The organism is Cupriavidus sp. MPR-AND1C (assembly GCF_058809705.1).
In genome coordinates this window covers 24510-46947 of sequence record NZ_JBXASU010000011.1, presented here as the reverse complement: position 1 = coordinate 46947, position 22438 = coordinate 24510, and the positions used below count along the sequence as shown (strand labels likewise).

Genomic DNA, 22438 nt, shown 5'->3' with positions numbered 1-22438 from the left:
CAATGAGAGTGGCTGGCGCGCGGGCGAGTTCCACCGCCGCGCAAAGGCGCCGCGTGCGGACGGGACCGCAGTGAAGCGCACAGATCACGACACGCGCGCATGATGCATCGCATGCGCCGGATGCGCCGCCTAGCGTTCCGGTGTCTGCGCCGTTACCAGCCGCGGCCCGACCACGGCGTGGGCGCGGCGGAAATGCTCGAGCGACTGCGGGCGCCCGAGCAGGAATCCCTGCGCCTCGTCGCAGCCCTCGGCCTGCAGCAGGCTAAGCTGCTCGTCGGTCTCCACGCCTTCGGCCAGCACCGGGATCGCCAGGCTCTGGCCCAGCGCCAGAATGGCGCGGATGATGGCCTTGGCCTGCTGGCTGTCGGAAATTTCCGCGATAAAGGTGCGGTCCAGTTTGATCTTGTCGAACGGAAAAGAGCGCAAGGTGTCGAGCGACGAGTAGCCCGTGCCGAAATCGTCGATGGCAATGGTCACGCCCAGCGCCTTGATGCGGCGCAATATGTCGAGCGCCCGTTCCTTGTCGCCGATGATGGTCGACTCGGTAATTTCGAGTTCCAGCCGTCCAGCCGCCAGCCCGGTCTCCTCCAGCACTTGCGCCACCAGCGTGACCAGGTTGCCGTGGGTGATCTGCACCGGCGACAGGTTGACCGAGATCTTGCGCGGGAACGTCCACTGCGCGGCTTGCTGGCATGCGGTGCGCAGCACCCATTCGCCGATCGGCAGGATGGCGCCGCATTCTTCGGCCAGGGGGATGAAGCTGTCGGGCGCGATCAGCCCGCGTTCGGGATGATGCCAGCGCAACAGCACCTCGCAGCCGATGGCCTCGCCGCTGGCAATGGCGGTCTGCACCTGGTAGGCCAGCACGAACTGGTTGGCGGCAATGGCGGTCCACAGCTCGCCGGCCAGCGCGCGCCGTTCGCGCTCGGCCTCGTCCATCCGGCTTTCGTAGAAGCAGATCGATTCGGACAAGCTGCCCTTGGCGCGGTACATCGCCAGGTCGGTATTGCTGACCAGCTGGTCGCGATGGGTGCCGTCGCCGGGATAGATAGCAATCCCGATGCTCGCGCCCGTGGTCAGGTCAAAGCCATCGAGCCGCACCGGCTCGCTCACGCATGTCACCAGGCGCGCACTGAAGTCGCTCAGCTCGGCCTGCCGCTCGAAACGCTTCACGGCAATGAACTCATCGCCGCCGATGCGGGCGATGAACTCGCCCGGCTCCAGCTGGCTGGCGATGCGCTGGGACACCGCCCGCAGCACGGTGTCGCCGGCCGCATGCCCGTGCAGGTCGTTGATTTCCTTGAAGCGATCCAGGTCGATGCCGAGCGTTGCCACCCGGGTGCCCTGCTTCTGCGCGCGCTGCAGTTCTTCGTCCAGGTAGTCGTTGAAATAGCTGCGGTTGGGCAGGCCGGTGAGCCCGTCGTGGCGCGCCATGTACTGGATCTTGGCTTCGATGCGGCGCTGCTCGGTCACGTCCTCGCAGGTGGTCACCCACGAGCCGTCAGCCATGACGCTGTGCGACAGCGCTATGGCGCGCCCGTCGGGCAACGCCTCCACGCTGCGCCATTGCTGGTGGCGGCGCAGGATCTCGCGGTGCCGCTCGCAAAGCGCCTGCGCGTATTGCTCGGCGCGGTCGTCAGGCTGGCCGGCCTCGGCCTGCGCATTGCCGCCAAGGCGGATGGCAAGCACGCCCGGTGCTGCGATTTCGCGCTCGCGCACACCCGCCATCGCGCGGCACAGGGCGAGAAAATCCGCGCCTGGCACCAGCGCCGCGCCCGCGCCGCGAAATATCTCGTCCATGCGGCGATTGGTCAGGATGATCGTGCCATGCGGATCGAACAGGCACAGCCCCTGCGACATGTTCTCCAGCGCCAGGTCCAGCGTGCGTGTCACCTCCGCAATGCGCTCGGCGTCGGCCTTTTGCTGCGTCATGTCGCGCGTGACCTTGGCATAGCCAAGCTGCTTGCCCTTGCGATCGAAGATCGGCGTGATCAGCACATGGGCCCAGAAGCGGGAACCATCCTTGCGCAAGCGCCAGCAGCCTTCCGCCGCGAAGCGGCCTGCCTCGCGCGCTTGCCGCAACGCCTGCTCGGGCAACCCCGCAGCGCGATCCTCCGGCGTGTAGAAGCACGAGAAATGCGCGCCCAGGATTTCATCCCGGGTGTATCCCTTGGCTCGCTGCGCACCGGGGTTCCAACTGCTCACGGTTCCAGCGGGATCCAGCGCGTAGATAGCGTAATCGGTCACGCCGAGTACAAGCGTGCGAAAAAGTTCGGTCTCGCCGGGAGGGCCTTGGATGTGCGGCATGCAGGGTGCGGGTGTAGGGTCGATGCCGTCTCGCGCAGCGCTCATCCAGACGAAAGGACAAGCCGCGCGCAAACGACAATCGACGGAACCGGCGCAGCCTGTGTGCCGGGACGTCGATTGGTATAACGGCAATGCGGGCGCGAAATTTACCCTTGCGCCGGCAAAGCGCAACCCTGCGCGCCGCAAACCGGGCCGCCGGCGCCATCCTGGCCGTCCGCCTCCATGCTTGCGCCCTGCTGCGCAACCGCCCGCGCCAGGCTCTCCTGCCACGCACCCGCGTCGCCAAGGAACGGGCCTACGTCCAGCACCGCAAATTGATCGGTGCCTTTTTGCAGCGCAAACGTGGGGAAGCCATGCCCGCCCAGACGGTTCAGCAGCGCGCGGCTGGCGGCCATATGCGCCTGCGTCTTGTCACCGCCAATGTCCAGGCAAAGGCCGGCAAAGCGCTGCGGGTCCAGTCCGGCCTGCCCGGCAAGATCGGCCAGCACCTGCGCATCGGCAATACGCAGGCCGTCCACGTAGTGCGCATGCTGCAGGCGCGCCAGCAGATCTGCAGCAGCCTGCACGCCGCCCAGCGCCTGCGCGGCCAGGATCGCGGTGGTGGGCGCAGCGGAGTCCATCACCGCGCTCTCGTCGCGCAGCAAGCCTTCGAAATAGCGCTCGCCGAACGGCTGGCCGGTGAGCGCGGCGATGCGGCGGTCGTGCGGCATCACGTAGTCGCGCCATTGCGCCGTGATGCGGCGGCGGTTGGCGCCCGTGAGCATGCCGCCGCCGTGCAGCGCGAGCGCGAGGCCAGGCACGGCGCGCGCAGCACGCACCAGCGGCGCGGCGCCGTAGCACCAGCCGCACAGCGGGTCGTAGATGTAATGCAGGGTGAGACCGGACATGATCAATGCTTCCTGAGATTTGATGCTGGCGTCATGCGCATCGCGAAACGCGAAACGCGGCCTGGCGCGCAGCCGTTATTTTGCAGGCCACTGCATTTCGCCCTTGATGACCTTGGCGCTCAGATCAAGCGAGTCCAGGCCGCCCAGCTGCGGATAGTGCTTTTGCATCGCCGCGCTCAGCGCCTTGGCATCCGGCGCGCGCGCCGCCTCTTGCTCGAACGTGCGCAGGTAATCCCGCGTGAAGCGCACCGACGCCAGCGTCTGCGGCGCATCGTCCAGATAGTGCCCGGGCACGACCCGCGCTGGCTTCTTCGCCGCGATGCGATCGAGCATGGCGATCCAGTGCTGGCGCGAGGCCGGTGTTTGCGTATCGGCCACCCAGACGTGGCTCTTGCCAAAGACCACCACGCCGCCGGCCACGGTCTTGAGCGACGGAATCCACACCACCGTGCGCTCCGGCGCCGGGCCGTCCAGCCCCAGCACTTCCAGCTTGCTGCCCTCGAGCTCGATGGCATTGCCGGCCAGCGGCTCGGGCAGCACCAGCGCCTTGGGCGCATTGTCCTTCAGGATCGGAGTCCAGTAAGCCTGCTTGCCCGCCATGGATGCCTGGATGGCCGCCACCGTTTGCGGCGTGGCGACGATCCTGGCCGCCGGGAACGCGGCCTTGAGCACGTCCAGCCCGAAGTAGAAATCCGGATCGCTGTGGCTGATGTAGATGGTGGTGAGGTTCTTGCCGCTGGCGCGGATGCGCGCAACCAGCGCCTCGGCGTCGTTGCGCTGGAACTGCGCGTCGATCAGCACCGCGTCGTGCGCGCCGGTGACGAGTTCGGACGAGACCGGGAAAATGCTCCTGGTGCCGGGGTTGTAGACCTCCAGCTTGAGCGCGGCTGCGGCCATCGCGGGCGTGCTGGCGACGATGCCCAGGCACAAGGCTGCGGCAAGGCCGCGCAGGAATCGGTTCAGGGTCAGGCTGGAGGGCATCGGGAGTCTCACGTGGCTGGGGATCCAGGAAGCCGCCAGCTTAATTTGCACAGACCGGTACAAAAACCCCATAGAATGAACATCTTTGTTGCATTAATCGATCAACTAGGCCGACAAGCTACAGCAGCGTCACCGGCCAACTCATTCCATGGACCGCATCACCGCCGCCGAAGTCTTCGTCGCCATTGCCGAACGCGGCAGCATGACGGCCGCCGCCGAGGCACTGGACATGTCGCGCGCCATGGTCACCCGTTATCTCGCGCAGATGGAAACCTGGGCCGAGCAACGCCTGCTGCACCGCTCCACACGCAGCCTGAGCCTGACGCCCGCCGGGGAGCAAGCGCTGGCGCGCTGCCGCCAGATGCTGGAGATCGCCGCCCAGATGGCGCGGCCCGAGCATGAGCGCGCGGGCATGCCGCGCGGCATGCTGCGCATCAGTTGCGCGCAATCGCTGGCCGAGTCCGTGCTGGCCGCGGCCGTGACGGCCTACCTGAAGCGCTATCCGGAAACCGCCGTCGACCTGCATATCGGCAGCCAGGCGGTCAACCTGGTGGAGGCCCGCATCGACCTGGCGATCCGCATCACCAACGACCTCGACCCCAACCTGATCGCGCGCCCGCTGGCAAGCTGCGCCTCGGTGATCTGCGCCGCGCCTGCCTACATCGCCGCCCACGGCATGCCACGCCAGGCGCAGGACCTCGCCATGCACAACTGCCTTACCTACTCGTACTTCGGCAAGAGCCTGTGGCAACTGGAACGCGCGGGGCAAACGCTGGCGGTGCCGGTGCAGGGCAACCTCAGCGCCAATGAATCGAGCGTGCTGCTGGCCGCCGCCGTGGCGGGCGCCGGCATTGCCATGCAGCCGCTCTACTCCGCCGCACCGCTGCTGCGCAGCGGGCAACTGGTGGCCCTGCTGCCCGGATGGCAACCGCAGGCGCTTGGCATCCACGGCATCTACGCATCGCGCCGGCAAATGCCGGCAATCCTGCGCACCATGCTGGACTTCCTTGCGGAGCGCTTCGCCGCGGAGCCCGGATGGCAAGGCGCAGGAACCGCAGCGAGGCTTCCGGGCTAGGCGCGGCGGAGCGCCCCGCCCGCCGCATCACGGCCCCTTCAAATGCCCCTTCCCTCAGGGCAACACAGGATTCGCCTGCGCGCTCGCCACGCGCCGGTCGGCATCCGCCTGCAGCAAAAAGCGCCTGGCCACCAGCCCGGCGGCCACGCTCTGCACCTTGGCCACGTAGCCGGCCTGGTCGGTGTAGAGCGACTCCAGCGAGGGCCGCGTATCGCCAGCCGCAATGCGCGCGGCCTCGGTCTTGTGGAAGGGAATGTAGCTGCCGCTCAGGTTGACCAGATCCACAATGCCCGGCGTGGCCACGTAGTTGAACTCCAGGCTGGTGCCCACTGGCGCGTCCACGTCGACGGCATGGATGCCGGCCTTGGTCAGCCCGGTCTGCGCATCCACCTGCGGCACCATGATGGCGTAGTCCCGCCCCATGTACGACGGCGGCAGCAAGGTCGGGATGCCGGACTCATCCTGCGGGCGATAGGTCGGGCCGTAATCGAGCAGCGGGAAGCCGTTATAGCGCGCCAGGTACTGCAGCGCGGGAATCGCTGTATTGCTGCCCGCGCCGGCCCAGGTAATGCCCTTGGTCACGGGGAAGGTCAGCTGATCGGGCCGCACCAGCGTGCCATCGGCGATGGCCGGAACCTGGCTGGCCGGCGGCGCGACATCACGAGCCACCCAGTCTTCCAGCGCGACGAACAGCGCGCGGAAGGTATCGGCAAAATCGACCATGGACCCTGCCGGGTACACCGTCGACGCTGGCGCGTAGCTGATCAGCGGCGACTTGCCGCCGTGCTGCGTGCTGGCGTAGTAGTAGATGCGCGCATTGTCAGGCTGCTTCAGGTCGGCAAAGCCGTAGGGATCGGTCAGCACCGGCGAGCCCTGCAACTGCCAGAACTCCGTGCCCGACAGGCCGAGGAAGAACTTCGGGCAAGTCTGCGTAGCGGTGCAGCGCTGCATGACGCCGCCAGTGCGGCCCGCCAGCGTGTCCTGGTAGTCGGCGGCCAGCCCGCGCGGCGCGGTCTGCCCGAAAGCGCGATGGTCGGTGCGCAGGCCACCGCCGCCGCCCGGCATGGCGAAGCGCGTGTTGATATTGGTCTGGCGCGCGGCCACGTGCGCGTAGATGCCGTCGAACACCTTGCTGCCATCCAGTGCCTGGTTAAAGCCAAGATGCAGGAAGGTCTTCATCGCGTTGCCAGATTGCGAGGTGCCCTGCCCGATGGCAAAGCGCACCGCGCCCGCCACCGGATTAGGCGTGCCCGCCGAATCCGCGGCCTGGTGCCGGAAAAACGTAATGGTGTCGCGCAGCGCCGCCAGGCCCACACCCATCACCTTCGGGTCTTTCGCCACGTAGGTGATCTCGTAGAGGTAGCCCGGAACGAAACCGCCCTTGAGGCAAATGTTCGCAGCGTCGGCCTTGCCTGGGAAGGGGTTGCCTGCGTTATCGCAGGTGGCGAACTTCCAGTCCGTGGCGGGAATCGCCACGCGCGGGTCGGTCTCGTTTATGCGCCGCGTCAGCGTGTAGCCCGGCAAGGTGTTGTCGAGGCTGGCCGGCGCATAGGGAATCATCGTGCTGTTGAACACGCCGCCCGGCAGGCTCATCGATGGGCTGGCAACGCTCGGGATCAGCTCCGCCGCATACGGGCCGGTAATGCTGCTGCCGTCCTTGTTCTTTGCCACCGGCACCGCCAGCGTGAGCCTTGCCGCCGAGCTCTTCGGCACATCGCCCTGCCAGGCCGAGTACAGCAGCACGTAGCCGCGCTCGAAGTAAAGCGAATCCCCGGGCACCGCGGTGGGGTTCGGCATGGTCAGGATATTGCCGCGATTGGGCGCGTCGTAACGCAGCACGCCACCCGCCTTGCTCATGTCCTTGGGCTTGAGCATGACGAATTCCGTGGTGTACTCCACAAGTCCGCGGCCATTCACCGGAGCCAGCGCCAGGTCCTGGATGATGGCGTTATGCGCATCGGCGGGATCGACCTCACCCTTGAGCGTGCCGGTGAGTTTTTCGTAGGCGCCTGCGTTGCCGTAGGTGCCGGGCATGTCTTCCCGCGCGGTGATGGTCAGCGTCATGCCCGGGGTGGCCGCCGGATTGGACGTGGCGGCGGTGCCCGTGTTCGCGCTGTCATCGTTGCCGCCGCAGGCGAGCAACGGCAAAGCTAGCGCCAGCGCCGCCGTGCGGCGCGCCAAGGTGGTCTCCATACTTGCTCCTCTCTTGTCGTACGCCCTGCTAAGGGGGGCGTTGGCGCAAAGTGTAGGGAGCGCGGCAATATAAGGTAAATGGATAGTTTCGATGGATTAAGCGAATAAACCGCTGAATCGCTTTTTGGCAGCGCCCATCGGATCGGGGACCAGATGGGCACGCAAGCGCTACCAGACACTCCGCCATGCCAGCGTGTCCAGCCAACTTGCCACCCAACCGGCCCCATAAAGGCCCAGGCCGAATATCCCGTGCGTGACGACGCTATGGAAGCGCGCGACGCCCGGGCGCGGAGTACGGCTGGCGGCAATGCCCGCCCCCATGGCTGGCTGCATCACGAAAAACGGTGCCGCCACGCTGCCGATTCCCACAACCAGCGCCGGGCCAAGCGTTGGATGACGCGCCCAGCCAAGGCCCCAGAAAGCTAACAGCGTAGCCGCGAATGCAATGCCGATCAGGTAGTGGGCGATCCAGCCAAGGAGGCGCTCGCCCTGCACGGACGGGGAAGCCGCAATGGGGTCGTGACAAACACGCCCGCGCACCAGATGGGCGAGCCAGCGGCCCACCAGCGCATAGTCCAATGGCCGAATGCCGAGCAGCCGCTCGCGGGCGGCCGCCCAGATGTCCATCACCGCCGTTGCGCCCGCACCGATCAGCAGCGCAAACATCAGATAGTCGACTGCCTCAGGCATTGGCTGCCTCCTTCGGCGCGGCTGACGCAGGCGCCCGGGCGCGGACCATCCAGCAAGCCGCGGTGTAGCGAACCTCAGGGCCGTGCACATAGGGATCGAAGGCGGCGCGGACCGTTTCCATGACTTGCGCGCGCGTGCGCTCGTCCGCCTCCTGCAAGATCAGGCCAACGGGGCCGAGCCGGGACAGGTAGCCGACCAGTTCGCTCTCGGGGAAGGTGCATTCCACGTTGAGCGGCCGGATGTCGATCTCGGCCCAGCCGCTCTCCTCCAGCACGGAAGAGACCCGATGCCCGTGCGCGAAGGAGAACTGTCCCGGCGCACCTGGCCGGCGGGCGGGCAGGCTCGGCAGCAGCGGCGCAGCGGCGCGCTCGGCCGTCGTCATGAACGGATTTTCCGCGGCACTGCGCCACGCGACAAAGCAGAGATCTGCGCCGTCCCGCGCGGCGCGGCGCAGGTTCTTGAAGGCCAGGACCGGGTTGTCGAAAAACATGACGCCGAAGCGCGAGATGATCAAATCGAAGCTTGCAGGCTCGAAGGCATGGTTCTGCACGTCGGCGCAGATGAAGCGTGCGGTGATGTCTTCGCGTTCGGCGCGCGCCCGCGCGGCGGCGATCATCGGATCCGAAATGTCGGCGCCGGTGCAATGGCCCTTCGCGCCGAGCCGGCGCGCTACGGCCAGCGTGGTGCCGCCGGTACCGCAGCCCACATCCAGTACCCGGCGCCCGGCTCCGGTGCAGGCCGCTTTGACGAGCAGGTCTTCGAAGGGCTTGAACATCTGGTCGAGCGGCGCCTGCGCCTCGACCCAGGCGCGCCCGGAGCGGCCCCTCCAGAGCGCCGCCTGCTCGCTTTCGGCTCGTTGTGTGACATCCATGATCGTTTTCCTTTGCTGCCCCAGGGAGCGGAAGCTAGACTGTGCCAGTTCAAGTTGACTTGAGGTCAAGAGGGTGAAAAGCCTAGACATAGCCGAAGTGGCGCAGCAGTCCGGCGTTCCCGCATCGACGCTGCGGTTCTATGAGGAAAAGGGGTTGATTGCCTCTACCGGCAGGCGCGGGCTGCGCCGCCTGTTCGATGCCGGCGTGCTGGAACGGCTGGCGCTGATCGCGCTGGGGCGCGCCGCCGGCTTCGCGCTCAACGAAATTGCCCTCATGTTCGCGCCGCAGGGGCAGCCGCGCATCGACCGGCAAATGCTCGCGGCCAAGGCGGATGAACTGGACAGGACGATCAGGAAGCTCAGCGCCATGCGCGACGGCCTGCGCCACGCCGCCGCCTGTCCGGCGCCTAGCCACATGGAATGCCCCACCTTCCGCCGCATCGTGCAGGCCGCCGCGTCCGGCGCCCTTGGCGCGCCGCCGAAGAAGGCGCCGCGGTCACCGCGGAGTTAGCGCGAAGTTCGCGCCATCGGGCTGGCCATGCTCACGCTGTGATAGGTTCGCGTGCCGAGCATCCAGCCTCGACCGCGCCGGCCCTCACCAAAGCTTGCGCAGCGCCTTTAGCCCCGCCGCGATGCCCGCTTCGTCGATCGCGCCGAAGCCGAACAGCAAGCCCGGGCGATCCTGCGGGCCAAGGTAGTACTCCTGCGTGGTCCAGACCCAAACGCCCTGCTCCCTCGCGCGCTGCGCCAGCGGTTCTGGATCGGCATGGCCAACGCATAGCGCGGCCAGATGCAGCCCGGCGGCGCAGGGCACCGGATCGAGCCGGCCGCTGAAATCCGCGCGCAGCGTATCCAGCAGCAGTTGGCGGCGCACGCCATAGAGCCGGCGCATCTTGCGAACGTGGCGCGCCAGGTGCCCTTCGGCGATGAACGCGGCGAGCGTGTCCTGCGCGGTGGCAGCGCAATGCCAGTCGCTGCACTGCTTGGCCAGCGTGAGCGCCTGGCGGGCCCACCGTGGGGCCACCGCGAAGCCCAGCCGCAGCGTAGGAAACAGGCTCTTGGAGAATGTCCCGACGTAGCACACGGATTCGGCGCGATCGAGGGTCTGCAAGGCGTCGAGCGGGCGCTCGCCGTGGCGAAACTCGCCATCGTAGTCGTCCTCGACGATGACCGCGCCGTGCGCCTGCGCGAACGCAAGCAAGGCCGCGCGCCGCGCCGCTGACATGGCATGGCCAAGGGGAAACTGGTGCGATGGCGTGACGTAGATCACCCGCGCATCGGCAGGCAGCCGGTCCACCACCAGCCCTTGCGCGTCCACCGGCACCGGCACGATCCGGGCGCCGGCGGCGGCAAAGGCCGCGCGGGCCGGTGGGTAGCCCGGGTCCTCCACCGCTACCACGGTGCGCCCGGGCGTCACCAGAACGCGGGCCAGCAGGTCGAAGGCCTGCTGCGCGCCCGCCGTGACCACCACGTCGCCACCCTGGCAGGCGACCGCGCGCGCGAACGAGACGTGGCTGGCAATGGCCTCGCGCAACGCGGGCTGCCCCTGCGGGTCGGCATAGGCCACCGGCGCATGGGCCATCGTGCGCATTGCGCGCGCCGTCAGGCGCCCCCACAGGTCTGCCCGGAATGCCGACAGGCCTGGCACGCCTACGCGAAAATCAAAGCGCGGCACCAGCGGCGAAGCTTCCCGAGGCGGCAAGGGCGGCGCGCGCCAGAACGCGGCCAGCCGGCGCTCATCCCCGGGCGCGCCAGGCTGCGGGGCTGGCTCGCGCGCGGGTGCCAACAACCCCGCCACATAGGTGCCGCCACGATCGCGCGCCACCACATAGCCCTCGCTCAATAGCAGGTCGTAGGCGGCCACCACGGTGTTGCGCGACACGCCGCAGGCCTGGGCCAGCGCGCGCGTAGCAGGCAGGCGCAAGCCGGGGCGCAGGCGCCCGTCCAGGATTGCCTCCTTAAGCTGGCCGTGCAGGCTACGCAGCAAATGGCGCGAGCCGGGTGCCGGCAAGCGGATCGGGAAGGCGAACTCTGGATCCATAAATTTCCTAATTTCTGGCTCTTTTCTGGTACCAGTTTGCCGTCTTATCCTGGCCCTGTCATCCCCCATGAGGTGCCTGGAAATGAAACGCTCCGAGCTTTCGATGTTGCTGTCGCTGGCCGCCCTGTGGGGCGCCTCCTACCTGTTTATCCGTCTGGGTGCGGGTGAGTTCGGCGCCGTGCCGCTGGCGGGCGCGCGCGCCGGCGGTGCGGCCCTGCTGCTGCTCCCGCTGCTGGCCTGGCGGGGCGGGCTGGCCTGCCTGCGCCGCCGCTGGTGGGCGATCGCCGTGGTAGGGATCACGAATTCCGCGCTGCCATTCGTGCTGTTCAGCTTTGCCGCGCTGACCATTCCCGCCGGGCTTTCCGCCATGTTCACCGCGGCCACGCCACTGTTTACCGCGCTGATCGGCTGGCTGTGGCTGCGTGAAAACCTGGAAGCGCCGCGCATAGCCGGGCTGGCCCTGGGCTTCGCCGGCGTGTTGTGGCTAGTGTGGGATAAGGCTGGGCTGCAGCAAGGCGCCGCGGGCAAGGCCGCCGGCCTGGCTGCGCTGGCCTGCCTGGCCGCTGCCCTGCTCTATGGCTTCTCCGCCAACTTCACCCGCAAGTACCTGGCGGACGTGCCGCCGCTGACGGTGGCAGCGGGCAGCCAGCTCGCATCGGCTCTGCTGCTGTGCGCGCCTGCAGCCTGGCTGTGGCCGGCCACGCAGCCAAGTGCGCACGCGTGGCTGGCGCTGGGCGCGTTGACCGCCGCCTGCACCGCGCTGGCCTATGTGCTCTTCTTTCGCTTGATCGCCAAGGCGGGACCCGCGCGGGCAATGACCGCGCTATTCCTGATCCCGGCCTTCGGTGTGTTGTGGGGTGCGCTGTTCCTGGGAGAGCGCATCACCCCGTCGATGCTGCCGGGCTGCGCCGTGATCCTGGCCGGCACCGCCCTCACAACGGGCATTGCGCGCGGATGGAGCAAGCGCCTGGCAAGCTAGACAGAATGCATTGACCTGCCCTGCCTCAAGCGGCCCGGAAAAAGCTTCGGCGCGCCACAATGGGCGCGCCGATTCGCAGGCAGCGTGGGGACGCCGCGATATGCCTTCTTTACCACGGATGCCGTGGATCCCAGGGACCCTCAGGCCGGCAGTGCCTGTGCCACTACGGTGGCCATGGAGCCGCTGGCAACGCAAACCAGCGCCCAGCCTGCCAACATCCGGAAACTCTGCCAACGGTTCATGATGCGCTCCTGGTATCCGCGCGTCGTTACGGTGACGCCACGGGGTGATGCATGCAGTCCGGCACCTCGGTCATCGAGACCTGAGAGGTGCCGGTTTTGACTCAGGCCCTTGCGCCGTCGGTGTACACGTCCCGTGCGCCGCTACGGGCACCGTCGAAGTACGGGTTGCGCTTGTCGTTGCGGGCGCCGTCGGTGTACGGGTCGAACTTGCGGCTGGGTTCGGACGACACGCCGCTGCGATCCAGGCCTGCGACGGTACGGAAGCCTTCCGTGTACGGATCGGTCTTGCCAACGCGGGCACCATCGGTGAACGGATCGGCCTTGCCCGCGCGCGCGCCTTCGGTGAAAGCATCGAACTTGCCGCTGCGGGCGCCATCGCTGTAGACGTCGCGGGTGCGGTATTCATAGCCGTACTTGTCGGCGGTAACGGTTGCGGCGGCCTGGGCATGGCCAGCAGCGAACGCTGCGGCGAGGGTGGCGGCGGTGAGCAGGGACTTGGCAAAAAGCTTGGTGTTCATGATGTTCTCCAATCGAAGCATGGGTCCGGGGGTCTGCTTTGGCCGCGGGGACCGGGTTTTAGCTGGTTCGTCGTTTTTTTGCCTTCTTACCTATCACTAGGTAGAGAAGCGGAGCAAAAAAAATGACTTTCGTCTTTGTTACTTGTTTGCTGCATTGGAAACCGGCTGGCTGGGCCATGTCTGTTTAGCGTTACCTTGTTGCGGCATCCATGGGACACATCTTATCTACCTGTAAGTAGATAGTCAAGGGTTTTTACTAGGTTGTACTTACGATATCCACCAATGACATAAGCGGCACCAACTGAAAAGGTATTTATGAGTCACTATTCAGAACTACAAGCCCTTGACGCCGCGCGTGTACTACGCTTTTGGGGGTGCGCGGACAACGAGGGATTGCCGCATCGCGGCATCGCGAGCAAACTCTCCGGGCCATGCCCGAGCATCCCCGCCCACGCATCGGCAGCACTCGACTCATCCGCACCGGCGCCAGCGCGGTGCCACCGGGAGGCCTTACAGCCATGAGCGCAGACAACGCAGACAACGCTATCGGAAGCCTGGAACCCCCTGACCCGCAAGCCATCGTTGCCGCGGGGCTGGCCATCGAGCAGGAGGCAGCCACCGCAGCGTTCTCCCCAATGGAGTCGCGGCGCCACCAGATGTGGCCCCTGCTTACCGCCGCCGAGATCGTGGGACTCCAGCATTTCGGCACACTGCGGCAGTGGCGCGCCAATGAATACCTGTTTCGCACCGGCGACCCCGCCCACGGCATGGTGGTGATACTGCGGGGCCGCGTGCGCGTCTTGCAGCGCGACGCGCGAGACCGTGCGTCGGTGGTCGGCGAGCACGGACCGGGCAGCTTCCTTGCCGAAGTGGGGCAGCTATCGGGCAAGCCCGCGCTGGTCGACGGCCTGGCGCTGGAGGACGTCGAGGCCATCTCGATTCCACCCGATCGGCTGCGCGCACTGATGGTCGCGCAAGCCGAACTGGGCGAGCGCATCATGCGTGCGCTGATCCTGCGCCGCGTTGGCCTGATCGAGCGCGGCAATGGTCCGACGCTGCTGGGCCGCAGCAGCGACGCGCACCTGCTGCACCTGCAGGCGTTCCTGCGGCGCAACGGCTATCCCCATACCGTGGTCGACGCGGATACCGATCCCGATGCGTGCTCCCTGCTCGATTTCACCGCCGCCGCGCCCGGCGACTTTCCCCTGGTGATCTGCCCCGGCGGCGCGGTGCTGCGATGCCCGGACGCGGGCCAGCTTGCCACCTGCCTGGGCCTGCTGCCCGAATTCGACCCGGACTATATCTACGATGTGATCGTGGTGGGTGCCGGTCCGGCGGGTCTCGCCACCGCGGTGTATGCCGCGTCCGAGGGCCTGTGCGTTGCGGTGTTCGACAGCCTTGCACCTGGCGGCCAGGCCGGCGCCAGCTCGCGCATCGAGAACTATCTGGGCTTCCCCACGGGTATTTCCGGGCAAGCATTGGCCGGCCGGGCCTTTGTGCAAGCCCAGAAGTTCGGCGCGCACCTTGCCATTCCCTTGCAGGTGACGGCCCTGCATTGCGGCACGCATCCGCAGCGCATCGAATTGAGCGATGGCCGCAAGATTGCAGCCAGGACCGTGGTCATTGCCAGCGGCGCGGCTTATCGCCACCCCGCCATCGCCGCACTCGATCGCTATGAAGGACGCGGCGTCTACTACTGGGCTTCCCCGGTGGAAGCCCGCCTGTGCAGCGGCGAAGAGGTCGTGCTGGTGGGCGGCGGCAATTCCGCAGGGCAGGCCGCTGTATTCCTGGCCGCGCACGCCAAGCGCGTGCACATTCTCATCCGGGCATCGGGGCTGGAGGCCAGCATGTCGCGCTACCTGATCGAGCGCATCGCGGCCCAGCCCAATATCGAACTGCATACCGGCACGGAGATCGTAGCCCTGGGCGGGGAAGAACGCCTGGCCACCATCGCCTATCGCTCGCGCGGCAGCGATCGTGTGACCGAGGTGCCGGTCCGGCATCTGTTCCTGTTTACCGGCGCCGATCCCAATACGGGATGGCTCGCCAGCTGCAATGTGCGCGTGGACGCAAAGGGATTCGTGCTGACCGGCACAGACACGGCGCATGAAGGCACCATGCCGGCATCCACGCTGGAGACCAGTGTGCCAGGCATCTTTGCAATCGGAGACGTGCGCTCGGGGTCCACCAAGCGGGTGGCAGCGGCCGTGGGCGAAGGCGCGGCGGTGGTCGCGCAGATCCACGGCTACCTGGAAAAAATGAAACAGCCGGAGCCGGGAACGCTTGCCATGTAAGCACTGTCAGCTGCCTTGCAAACACCGGACGATCAATCTACTCCTGCCGCCGCGCGCCGGCAATCGACCGTGTGGACGGCGCGCGACAGGGCCTGAAATGCGCGTTTATTTACTATATTGGTTGCATGGCAGAAGCTTCAATTCGAAGCCGTCGATAGCGGGAGGTTGCCATGCGTTCGCTTGCAGACATGTTTAGTCCGCCCACCCCGGAGAAAATCGCAGCAAGGGAATTGCAGCAAATGCGGCTTACCTTATTCCAAGCCGAACGTCGCCTGCTGGAGGCACAGATGCAGGTCGACTACTACCGCGACCTCGTCGCCTTCCTGGAAGAGGTGGCCGCCTCTGGCGTCGAGAGCGTCGTGGACAAGCGGCGCGCCCCCGTCGCCGCGGAGCATGCGCAAGCGCCCCGCTCCGCGCCCGGCCTCATCACGGTGCCTACCGTACCTTCAGCAGCCTGACGGTTTGCCGTCAGGCCATGGCCGCGCGGCTTGAAGCCGCTGCGGCCATCCGCTCGCATGACACGCGGCGCTTGCTGAAGCGTTCCCGATTGCCCAGCCGCCGGCACCGCGCCGGCGCTGTGCGATACTTGCCGCCTCACGCGGCCACCCCAGTGCCATCCGCACAGACGCATTGCCCCGCACCGGGCAGTGGCACCCAGCACGCTCGCCGTGCCGGCAAGGGGGCCCGATCAGGATATGGGAACAAGGAACATCGAAATGAGCGCACTGCTGCCAGCCATTGAAATCGAAACCACGCCGTCACCCACGTGGTCGGTCATCTGGATGCACGGGCTAGGTGCCGACGGCAGCGATTTCGTGCCCGTGGTGCCGGAGCTGGGCCTGGCGTACGCGCCCGGCGTGCGTTTCGTGTTTCCCAATGCGCCGGCCATCCCGGTTACCTGCAACGGCGGCTACGTCATGCCGGCGTGGTACGACATCCAGTCGCTCGATGACGCCCGCCGCCATGCGGACGAGGCCGGCATCCGGGTCTCCCGCGATGCCATCCGCGCCCTGATCGCGCGGGAGAACCAGCGCGGCGTGCCCAGCCACCGCGTGGTGCTGGCGGGGTTCTCGCAAGGCGGGGCCGTGGCCTATACCACAGCCCTGACGCATCCCGAAGCGCTGGGCGGCATCATCGCCCTTTCCACCTATATCCCCGCGCCGGGAATGCTTGCCGCCGAGTTCAGCGAGGCCAACCGCGCCACGCCGATCTTTGCCGGACATGGCACCGAGGACGATGTGGTGGCCGTGCAGCTCGGCCTGCTGGCGCGCGACACCGTGGAAAAACTGGGCTGCAAGGTGGAATGGCACACCTACCGCATGTCTCACTCGGTCTGCTTGGAAGAGATCAAGGCGATCGGCGCCTGGCTGAATGCGCGCTTCGCGGCGGCCGGGAAATCCTGACCCGCACGGACGTCGCCCCCACATCGGATAGCGGATAGCGTGGTAGGCTCGCGCCCCACCGCACGATTTGCAAGTCATCATGAAAACCTCTCCCCCCGGCGCTTCGGCTCCCACGCCAGCCCCCGCGCTCAAGCTCGACTTCAATACCCGCAAGGCCTTGCTGTTTGCACTCGCCGCCGAGCGCTTGTCGGCATTCTACGAACACCGCCAATGGATGACCGATGCCCAGGGCGCCACCCTCGCGAGCCTGTGGCTGTCGCGTTCCAGGCTGCAACTGGCGCTGGCCGAGCGGCGCTTGCTGTCGCAACTGAGCGATCAGTTCGCGCGCCAGCTCGCCGGCACGCTCTCGCGCGAGGCCGGGCTGTACACCGCTCACGAAATGATGGAAGCACTGGACCCCAATTACCAGTCGGCCTTTGCACACGACCTGCTCGACGAATGCGAGCGGTTGCTGCATGAGAACGGCGTGACTGAATGATGAGCGGGCAAGCCGGTGCGCGACGCATCGCGTCGCGCCATGGCGCGTCAGCGGCTGGCTACACTGGCCGGGCTGCGGCTCTTGTCGAGTGTCTCGACATCGAGCCGGCGGAACACCAGCGCCGATAGCAGCGTGATCATGCCCACGGTAAAGAACGCCAGCCGGTAAGCTGTGCCGGCCACGCCCATCTGGGCGGTAAACATGCTGACCAGCCCGCCGCCGATGGTGACCCCGAGGCCGATTGCCAGCATCTGCACCATCGAGAACAGGCTGTTGCCGCTGCCCGCGTCTTCCACGCTCAAACCCTTGAGCGTCACGCTGTTCATGGCAGCGAACTGCATGGAATTGGTGGCCCCGAACAGGGCGAGCTGCGCAATGGCAAGGCCCACGGGCCAGCCGGGCGCAATCGCCGCGAACGAAGCGATCGAGCCACCTACCAATACCGTGTTGACCAGCAGGAAGTTGTCATAGCCAAAACGCTTGACCAGCGGCACGATCCAGCGCTTGGCGACCACGCCGGCCAGTGCGGCCGGCAGCAGCATCAGCCCCGAATGCAGCGGGGAATACCCCATCTGCAACTGCAGCAGCAACGGCATCAGGAACGGCACCGCGCCCGAGCCGATGCGGCACACGAGGTTACCGGCCAGGCCCACGCTGAAATTGGGCTCGCGCAGTAGCGCCAGCCGGAACAGCGGGTTTTGACGGCGCCGCGCATGCGGGATGTAAAGCAGCGCGGAAAGCAGGCTCAGCGCGAACAGGCTGCCGCTCCATGCCGCGTGGCTAGCCTCGTGCGGGGTGTCCAGCGCCAGCGAGAACGCCACCATGCAAAGCGACAACAAGCCGCAGCCAACAAAGTCGAACGGTGGCGCACGGCCAACGGTGTGGTCGGGCAGGTAGCGCAATACCGCCAGCAGCCCGATGGCGCCCACGGGCACATTGATCAGGAAGATCCAGTGCCAGGCCACCGACTGCACGATCCAGCCGCCCAGCACCGGGCCAAAGATCGGCCCGACCTGCCCCGCCACCGAGACAAAGGCCAGCGCCGCGATGTATTGCTCGCCGCGGACGCTGCGCAGCACCGCCAGCCGGCCGATTGGCAGCAGCATGGAGCCGCCCACGCCCTGGATCACGCGGGCGATCACGAGCTGGTCCAGGCTCTGCGCACCTGCGCAGAACAGCGAGCCCAGCACAAAGATCAGGATCGCGGCGAAGTACACGCGACGGGTGCCGAAGCGGTCGGCCAGCCAGCCCGAGGCCGGCGTGAACATGGCCATGGTCAGCGTGTAGGCCACCACCACGGGCTTCATGTCGAGGGGGGTTTCGTTGAGGCTGCGCGCCATCGCGGGCAACGCGGTGTTGACGATGGTGGTGTCGAGCGTTTGCATGAAGAAGCCCGCTGCGACGATCCACAACATGGCCTTTTGCGAGGTTTGGCTGGTCATCTGGTACGTCTCGAGGCAAGTGCCGGCAATCAGGGACAATGACCGGCGCGGCATCTGGAATGGACCGCGGAAGAAGCGGCCGGGGCAAAACCAGTGCCAGGAATGCAGCCGATGTTAATACCGGCCATGCCAATCGGGAACCCCGCTAGGTATATTGACTGTCATCGGAAAATCCGATGACAATGCGGCATGCTCAATCCTGTCTGGATCAAGACCTTCGCCACCGTAGCCGCCGCGCACAGTTTTACTGACGCGGGGCGCCAGCTTGGCCTCTCCCAATCCAGCGTCAGCGACCACGTCCGGCGCCTGGAGCAGCACGTCGGGCGCCGGCTCTTTGTGCGCGATACCCACACCTTGACGATGACCGCCGACGGCGAGGCGCTGCTGGCGCACGCGCGGCTGATCCTGGATGCCATTGCGCGCGCGGAGTCCCAGTTCAACGCGCCGCGCCTGCAAGGCCGCGTGCGCCTGGGTACTTCCGATGACCTCGCGCTGGGCCCCCTGCCCAATGTGCTGGCGGCGTTTCGCAACTCGCATCCGGACGTGGAACTGGAAATCACCATCGGCATGACCGGCAAGCTCTACGAGCTGATGGATGCCGGCGCGCTGGACCTGATGATCGGCAAGCGCCGCGAAGGCGACCGGCGCGGGTCTCCGTTGTTCAGGGGCAAGCTGGAGTGGCTAGCCCGGCCCGGCACGGTGGCGGACCTGCGCCAGCCGCTGCCGCTGATCCTGGTGCCCGAGCCCAGTGTCACGCGCGCCATCGTGCTCGATACGCTGGCCAAGGCGGGGATGCGCTGGCAGATCGTCTGCACCAGCAGCAGTCACTCGGGCTGTATCGCCGCCGCGCGCGGCGGGCTGGGCATTACGGTGCGCGCGCAATACCTGTCCGGGCGCGGGCTGTCGCCGCTGGTCAACGGCGACAGCCTGCCGGCGCTGCCGGAGGTGGAATTCATCTCGCTGCGCGCGGGCCGCCTGAGCCGGCCCGCCGAAACGTTGCTGCAACTGCTGCAAAAGAGCGATTTGCGCGGGTCCTGGCTGGACGAGTAGCCGGCCCCGGCGCATTGGGCCGCGCGCGGCTCACGCATCCGCGCCATCCTGGTACACGTTGAAGCTGCGGGCCGGCGACGCCGAGACGCCGCGGGTATCCATGCCAGCCACTTTCTGCGCCCCATCGACGAACGGGTCGATATTGCGCGCCGGATCGGCGGATACGCCGGCGCGATCCAGGCCGGCAATTCGGGCGCCATCGGTGAACGTATCGAGCTTGCGCGCGCCGTCGACGAACGGGTCGATGCTGCGCGCCGGATCGGCGGATACGCCAGCGCGATCCAGGCCGGCGATGCGGGCGCCATCGGTGAACGTATCGAGCTTGCGCGCGCCGTCGACGAAGGGGTCGATGCTGCGCGCCGGATCGGCGGAAGGACCAGTGCGGTCCAGGCCGGCAATGCGCGCGCCATCGGTAAAGGGATCCGCCATGCGGGCGCGGGCACCGTCGGTGAACGCATCGAACCGCCCGCTCCGTGCGCCATCGGTGAAGGCATCCACGGGCGCGGTGCGCGCCCCGTCGCTGTAGATGTCGCGCACGCTGGTGGCGCCATGGGCAGCCGGGCTGGCAGCTTGGGCGCTGCCCAGGGCAAGCACGGCGCCGGCGATGGCGGCGGCGAACAGTGACTTGGTGAGCGACTTGGCGGGCGACTTGGTGAGGTTCGGGTACATGGCAATCTCCAACTGGGTGAATGTGCCCATTCGTCGCCGCCACCCGCAGGAACTTACAGGTTTTTTTCAGGTTCTTTGCGCCGGTCCGCCCGCCGCCTCCCCGTGCGGCGCCCGGGCCACCTAAACCCTCCTACGTCAAAAGTAGGAACCCAGGGTTGAATCCAGCCAAAAGCACATCCCCCCAATACCGTGGCGATCTCCAACCTACGGCCACTGTCGGCAGGCGCACGCATGAAGCTTAATACGTTAACGGGTCAAGCCCCGGCTGCGTGGCATACCGAACAGAAAAAGCCAGTCGGCTGGCGCAGCAGCCGCGACCCTTTCGACTTGGGGAGACAACGGGATGACCGACACCGAACTGGATTTGTCCGGCAATCACTTGCTGGGCGCCTTGCCACCACGCGAGCGCCGCTTGCTTCTGCCGCGCCTGGACAGCGTCAGCCTGCGCACAGGGCAACTGCTGAGCGACTCCGGCCAACGCATCCGGCATCTCTATTTCCCGAGCACGGCGGTGATCTCGATGATGTCGCTGCAGGAAAGCGGGGCCACCGTGGAGCTGGCCTGCGTGGGCCGCGAGGGGCTGGTGGGCCTGCCCGCGCTGACCGGCGCCGAAACCATGCCCAACCGGATCGAAGTGCGCAGGACCGGCGCCGGGTTTCGCGTCGCCGCGAGCGAGCTGCGCGCGATCTACCCCGAGCTGCCCGCACTGCAGCGCATGGCCCTGCTGTATATGCAGGCGCTGCTCACGCAGGTGTCGCAGACGGCCGTCTGCATCCGCCACCACTCGCTGACCACGCAGTTGTGCCGCTGGCTGCTGCTGGCGCTGGACCGCTCGCCCTGCAATGAGCTCGACGTGACCCAGCAGACCATTGCCGACATGCTCGGCGTGCGCCGCGAGGGCGTGACCGAGGCGGTGGGCAAGCTGGCGGAGCTGAACATGATCCGCCACAGCCGCGGCCATATCACCGTGATCAACCGAGCCGGGCTGGAAGACTTTTCCGGCGAGTCTTACCGTATCGTGCGCAGCGAGTTCGACCGCCTGCTCAGCCGCGCGGCCGGCTGACCGGCCAGGGCGTCAATCCCGCGGCAGCGCCTGGTAAGCCGTGGCAAGGTGATACGGCGTGGTCGAAGGCATCTCCGCGCGCTCCACCTTGCCGGCCGGCGAGAGGCACTCATGCCAGCCGCCCGCGTGCAGGAATCGCGCCGGGTAGGCTTTCAGCCAGGCCTGGAGGTGCGCCAGCGCCACGCTGTCGCCGCGCACCGCCAGCGCCCGCGCGAATTCGGTCTGCGCCCAGATGCGCTGGATCGGGTCTCTGGGCGAGCCATCCAGATGCAGCGCCGCGGCTACGCCCATGGTGCTGGTGTCGACGCCATGCTGCATGGCAAAGCCGAAGGCGCGCGCCAGCGCTTGCGCAAGCCCGGAGTCCTCGAACAACGCGGGCGCGCTGGCAAGCAGCGAAAACCACTCGAACTGATGGCCGGGCTCGACCCGGTTGCCGGCGCGATCGGTGCACATCGGCAACTCGGCAATGCAACCCGTCGCCGGATCGACAAAGGTGGCCAGCACGGCGGCGGCAATGCCCGCCAGCCGGTCCGCATAAAAACGCTCCCCGGTGACCTCGAACGCCGCCAGGTAGGCCTCGGTCAGGTGCATGATCGGGTTTTGCTGGGGCGGCCCGCCTAGCGGGCGAAAATCTTGCGCTAGCGCGGCATGGTACAGGCCGTCCGCGGTGGCGAATCGCGCCTCGATCAGCCGTGTGGCGCCATCCAGCAAGGCACGCGCCTGCGCGCTGCCCGAACGCTTGAAATACGCCGCGCAGGCAAAGACGACGAAGGCGTGGGTGTACAGGTCCTTGGTGGTATCCAGAGGCTGGCCCTGCGCATCGATGCTGTAGATGAAGCCACCCTGCCCGCCATCGGCAAAGCGGCCCCCGAGCGATGCGAACAGGCGCGCGGCATGGGCGGCCCCATCGGTGCCATCGCACTGCGAAAATACATAGAGCTGGCGCGCGCAGGCCATGGCGCGGTAACGCGCCACCGGCAGAGGCTGCTGGTCGGTGCCGGACAGCGCCTCGTAGGGCAGCTGCATCGTGGCGTTCCAGCCCGGCCCGGTCCAGAGCGGCAGGACGACGCCATCGTAGTGCGCGCGCAATGCGGCAAAGGAAGCGGCCTTGGGATCAGCACCAGCGGTGGCAAGGGGTGGCGTAACGTTCATGCGGAAAAGGAAATCGGTAGGAGGCGCGTATCTGCCACCCGTGGAATATACCTCAGCCCGCCAGCCGGCCTTCCCGAGCGGCGGTGGCGGCCGCTGAGTGCCG

At 67.1% G+C, this 22438-nt stretch carries 20 protein-coding genes; 9 read left to right on the top strand and 11 right to left on the bottom strand.

What is annotated here, in order from left to right; translation table 11 throughout:
* Positions 1 to 129: 129 nt before the first annotated feature.
* The 3 genes from AC1RWI_RS09150 to AC1RWI_RS09140 form a co-directional block, all read right to left on the bottom strand.
* The gene (locus AC1RWI_RS09150; protein ID WP_492865841.1) at positions 130 to 2307 is read right to left on the bottom strand and encodes a sensor domain-containing protein; all 2178 of its coding nucleotides are present in this window, start codon (positions 2305 to 2307) and stop codon (positions 130 to 132) included.
* Positions 2308 to 2453: 146 nt separating this feature from the next.
* On the bottom strand, positions 2454 to 3194 hold the full coding sequence (locus tag AC1RWI_RS09145; RefSeq protein WP_492865839.1) for a DsbA family protein: 741 nt from the start codon (positions 3192 to 3194) through the stop codon (positions 2454 to 2456).
* Between the two features lie 75 nt (positions 3195 to 3269).
* Entirely contained in the window at positions 3270 to 4175 is a 906-nt protein-coding gene (locus AC1RWI_RS09140) for an MBL fold metallo-hydrolase (protein ID WP_043354833.1), read from the bottom strand.
* Between the two features lie 148 nt (positions 4176 to 4323).
* Between AC1RWI_RS09140 and AC1RWI_RS09135 the strand changes: the two genes are divergently transcribed.
* A complete protein-coding gene (locus AC1RWI_RS09135) occupies positions 4324 to 5250 on the top strand; it encodes a LysR family transcriptional regulator (protein WP_043354831.1) in 927 nt (308 codons plus the stop codon).
* A gap of 54 nt (positions 5251 to 5304) precedes the next feature.
* On the opposite strand, the gene AC1RWI_RS09130 is transcribed toward AC1RWI_RS09135, so the two are convergent.
* The 3 genes from AC1RWI_RS09130 to AC1RWI_RS09120 form a co-directional block, all read right to left on the bottom strand.
* Complete coding sequence (locus AC1RWI_RS09130) at positions 5305 to 7443, bottom strand: alpha/beta hydrolase domain-containing protein (RefSeq protein ID WP_492865837.1); 2139 nt, start codon at positions 7441 to 7443, stop codon at positions 5305 to 5307.
* Between the two features lie 168 nt (positions 7444 to 7611).
* Entirely contained in the window at positions 7612 to 8133 is a 522-nt protein-coding gene (locus AC1RWI_RS09125) for a DUF2938 domain-containing protein (RefSeq protein ID WP_492865835.1), read from the bottom strand.
* Positions 8126 to 9004, bottom strand: a complete 879-nt coding sequence (locus AC1RWI_RS09120) for a class I SAM-dependent methyltransferase (RefSeq protein ID WP_492865915.1) — start codon at positions 9002 to 9004, stop codon at positions 8126 to 8128. Before AC1RWI_RS09120 ends, AC1RWI_RS09125 begins: the two co-directional genes overlap by 8 nt.
* Before the next feature lie 73 nt (positions 9005 to 9077).
* Between AC1RWI_RS09120 and AC1RWI_RS09115 the strand changes: the two genes are divergently transcribed.
* Positions 9078 to 9515, top strand: a complete 438-nt coding sequence (locus AC1RWI_RS09115; RefSeq protein WP_043354824.1) for a helix-turn-helix domain-containing protein — start codon at positions 9078 to 9080, stop codon at positions 9513 to 9515.
* A gap of 84 nt (positions 9516 to 9599) precedes the next feature.
* Here the strand turns inward: AC1RWI_RS09115 and pdxR are convergent, their stop codons facing one another.
* Entirely contained in the window at positions 9600 to 11045 is a 1446-nt protein-coding gene (pdxR, locus tag AC1RWI_RS09110) for a MocR-like pyridoxine biosynthesis transcription factor PdxR (RefSeq protein ID WP_492865833.1), read from the bottom strand.
* A gap of 82 nt (positions 11046 to 11127) precedes the next feature.
* On the opposite strand from pdxR, the gene AC1RWI_RS09105 reads away from it, so the two are divergent.
* Positions 11128 to 12024, top strand: coding sequence for a DMT family transporter (locus AC1RWI_RS09105; RefSeq protein ID WP_043354820.1), 897 nt, complete (start codon positions 11128 to 11130; stop codon positions 12022 to 12024).
* A gap of 343 nt (positions 12025 to 12367) precedes the next feature.
* On the opposite strand, the gene AC1RWI_RS09100 is transcribed toward AC1RWI_RS09105, so the two are convergent.
* Entirely contained in the window at positions 12368 to 12784 is a 417-nt protein-coding gene (locus tag AC1RWI_RS09100) for a hypothetical protein (protein ID WP_043354819.1), read from the bottom strand.
* A 518-nt stretch (positions 12785 to 13302) separates the two neighbouring features.
* On the opposite strand from AC1RWI_RS09100, the gene AC1RWI_RS09095 reads away from it, so the two are divergent.
* From AC1RWI_RS09095 to AC1RWI_RS09080, 4 genes are all read left to right on the top strand, one after another.
* On the top strand, positions 13303 to 15078 hold the full coding sequence (locus tag AC1RWI_RS09095; protein ID WP_043354818.1) for an FAD-dependent oxidoreductase: 1776 nt from the start codon (positions 13303 to 13305) through the stop codon (positions 15076 to 15078).
* A 170-nt stretch (positions 15079 to 15248) separates the two neighbouring features.
* Positions 15249 to 15536, top strand: a complete 288-nt coding sequence (locus AC1RWI_RS09090) for a hypothetical protein (RefSeq protein WP_043354816.1) — start codon at positions 15249 to 15251, stop codon at positions 15534 to 15536.
* A gap of 258 nt (positions 15537 to 15794) precedes the next feature.
* Positions 15795 to 16481 carry an alpha/beta hydrolase gene (locus tag AC1RWI_RS09085; protein WP_492865830.1) on the top strand — a complete coding sequence of 229 codons (687 nt, stop codon included), beginning with the start codon at positions 15795 to 15797 and terminating at the stop codon, positions 16479 to 16481.
* A 79-nt stretch (positions 16482 to 16560) separates the two neighbouring features.
* Positions 16561 to 16959 (top strand): hypothetical protein, encoded by a 399-nt coding sequence (locus AC1RWI_RS09080; RefSeq protein ID WP_492865828.1) that lies wholly within the window; start codon positions 16561 to 16563, stop codon positions 16957 to 16959.
* A 47-nt stretch (positions 16960 to 17006) separates the two neighbouring features.
* Here AC1RWI_RS09080 and mdtD read toward each other — a convergent pair whose 3' ends face one another.
* Positions 17007 to 18455 carry a multidrug transporter subunit MdtD gene (gene mdtD / locus AC1RWI_RS09075; protein ID WP_492865826.1) on the bottom strand — a complete coding sequence of 483 codons (1449 nt, stop codon included), beginning with the start codon at positions 18453 to 18455 and terminating at the stop codon, positions 17007 to 17009.
* A 135-nt stretch (positions 18456 to 18590) separates the two neighbouring features.
* Here mdtD and AC1RWI_RS09070 point away from each other — a divergent pair, with 135 nt between their 5' ends.
* Positions 18591 to 19451, top strand: a complete 861-nt coding sequence (locus tag AC1RWI_RS09070; protein ID WP_043354809.1) for a LysR family transcriptional regulator — start codon at positions 18591 to 18593, stop codon at positions 19449 to 19451.
* A 30-nt stretch (positions 19452 to 19481) separates the two neighbouring features.
* On the opposite strand, the gene AC1RWI_RS09065 is transcribed toward AC1RWI_RS09070, so the two are convergent.
* The gene (locus AC1RWI_RS09065; protein WP_492865824.1) at positions 19482 to 20120 is read right to left on the bottom strand and encodes a copper resistance protein CopQ; all 639 of its coding nucleotides are present in this window, start codon (positions 20118 to 20120) and stop codon (positions 19482 to 19484) included.
* A gap of 343 nt (positions 20121 to 20463) precedes the next feature.
* On the opposite strand from AC1RWI_RS09065, the gene AC1RWI_RS09060 reads away from it, so the two are divergent.
* Positions 20464 to 21183 (top strand): Crp/Fnr family transcriptional regulator, encoded by a 720-nt coding sequence (locus tag AC1RWI_RS09060; protein ID WP_043354807.1) that lies wholly within the window; start codon positions 20464 to 20466, stop codon positions 21181 to 21183.
* Between the two features lie 12 nt (positions 21184 to 21195).
* On the opposite strand, the gene AC1RWI_RS09055 is transcribed toward AC1RWI_RS09060, so the two are convergent.
* Positions 21196 to 22335: an AGE family epimerase/isomerase gene (locus tag AC1RWI_RS09055; protein WP_043354805.1), complete on the bottom strand. Its 1140-nt coding sequence runs from the start codon at positions 22333 to 22335 to the stop codon at positions 21196 to 21198.
* Positions 22336 to 22438 lie beyond the last annotated feature (103 nt).

Excerpts from the sequence above, each read along its gene's own strand:
- AC1RWI_RS09140 (WP_043354833.1), bottom strand. The coding sequence starts at position 4,175 with ATGCCCTCCAGCCTGACCCTGAACCGATTCCTGCGCGGCCTTGCCGCA.
- AC1RWI_RS09060 (WP_043354807.1), top strand. The coding sequence starts at position 20,464 with ATGACCGACACCGAACTGGATTTGTCCGGCAATCACTTGCTGGGCGCC.
- AC1RWI_RS09055 (WP_043354805.1), bottom strand. The coding sequence starts at position 22,335 with ATGAACGTTACGCCACCCCTTGCCACCGCTGGTGCTGATCCCAAGGCC.
- AC1RWI_RS09070 (WP_043354809.1), top strand. The coding sequence starts at position 18,591 with ATGCTCAATCCTGTCTGGATCAAGACCTTCGCCACCGTAGCCGCCGCG.
- AC1RWI_RS09090 (WP_043354816.1), top strand. The coding sequence starts at position 15,249 with ATGCGTTCGCTTGCAGACATGTTTAGTCCGCCCACCCCGGAGAAAATC.
- AC1RWI_RS09125 (WP_492865835.1), bottom strand. The coding sequence starts at position 8,133 with ATGCCTGAGGCAGTCGACTATCTGATGTTTGCGCTGCTGATCGGTGCG.
- AC1RWI_RS09130 (WP_492865837.1), bottom strand. The coding sequence starts at position 7,443 with ATGGAGACCACCTTGGCGCGCCGCACGGCGGCGCTGGCGCTAGCTTTG.
- AC1RWI_RS09145 (WP_492865839.1), bottom strand. The coding sequence starts at position 3,194 with ATGTCCGGTCTCACCCTGCATTACATCTACGACCCGCTGTGCGGCTGG.
- AC1RWI_RS09065 (WP_492865824.1), bottom strand. The coding sequence starts at position 20,120 with ATGTACCCGAACCTCACCAAGTCGCCCGCCAAGTCGCTCACCAAGTCA.
- mdtD (WP_492865826.1), bottom strand. The coding sequence starts at position 18,455 with ATGCCGCGCCGGTCATTGTCCCTGATTGCCGGCACTTGCCTCGAGACG.
- AC1RWI_RS09135 (WP_043354831.1), top strand. The coding sequence starts at position 4,324 with ATGGACCGCATCACCGCCGCCGAAGTCTTCGTCGCCATTGCCGAACGC.
- AC1RWI_RS09120 (WP_492865915.1), bottom strand. The coding sequence starts at position 9,004 with ATGGATGTCACACAACGAGCCGAAAGCGAGCAGGCGGCGCTCTGGAGG.
- AC1RWI_RS09105 (WP_043354820.1), top strand. The coding sequence starts at position 11,128 with ATGAAACGCTCCGAGCTTTCGATGTTGCTGTCGCTGGCCGCCCTGTGG.
- AC1RWI_RS09150 (WP_492865841.1), bottom strand. The coding sequence starts at position 2,307 with ATGCCGCACATCCAAGGCCCTCCCGGCGAGACCGAACTTTTTCGCACG.
- pdxR (WP_492865833.1), bottom strand. The coding sequence starts at position 11,045 with ATGGATCCAGAGTTCGCCTTCCCGATCCGCTTGCCGGCACCCGGCTCG.
- AC1RWI_RS09095 (WP_043354818.1), top strand. The coding sequence starts at position 13,303 with ATGAGCGCAGACAACGCAGACAACGCTATCGGAAGCCTGGAACCCCCT.
- AC1RWI_RS09085 (WP_492865830.1), top strand. The coding sequence starts at position 15,795 with ATGAGCGCACTGCTGCCAGCCATTGAAATCGAAACCACGCCGTCACCC.
- AC1RWI_RS09080 (WP_492865828.1), top strand. The coding sequence starts at position 16,561 with ATGAAAACCTCTCCCCCCGGCGCTTCGGCTCCCACGCCAGCCCCCGCG.
- AC1RWI_RS09100 (WP_043354819.1), bottom strand. The coding sequence starts at position 12,784 with ATGAACACCAAGCTTTTTGCCAAGTCCCTGCTCACCGCCGCCACCCTC.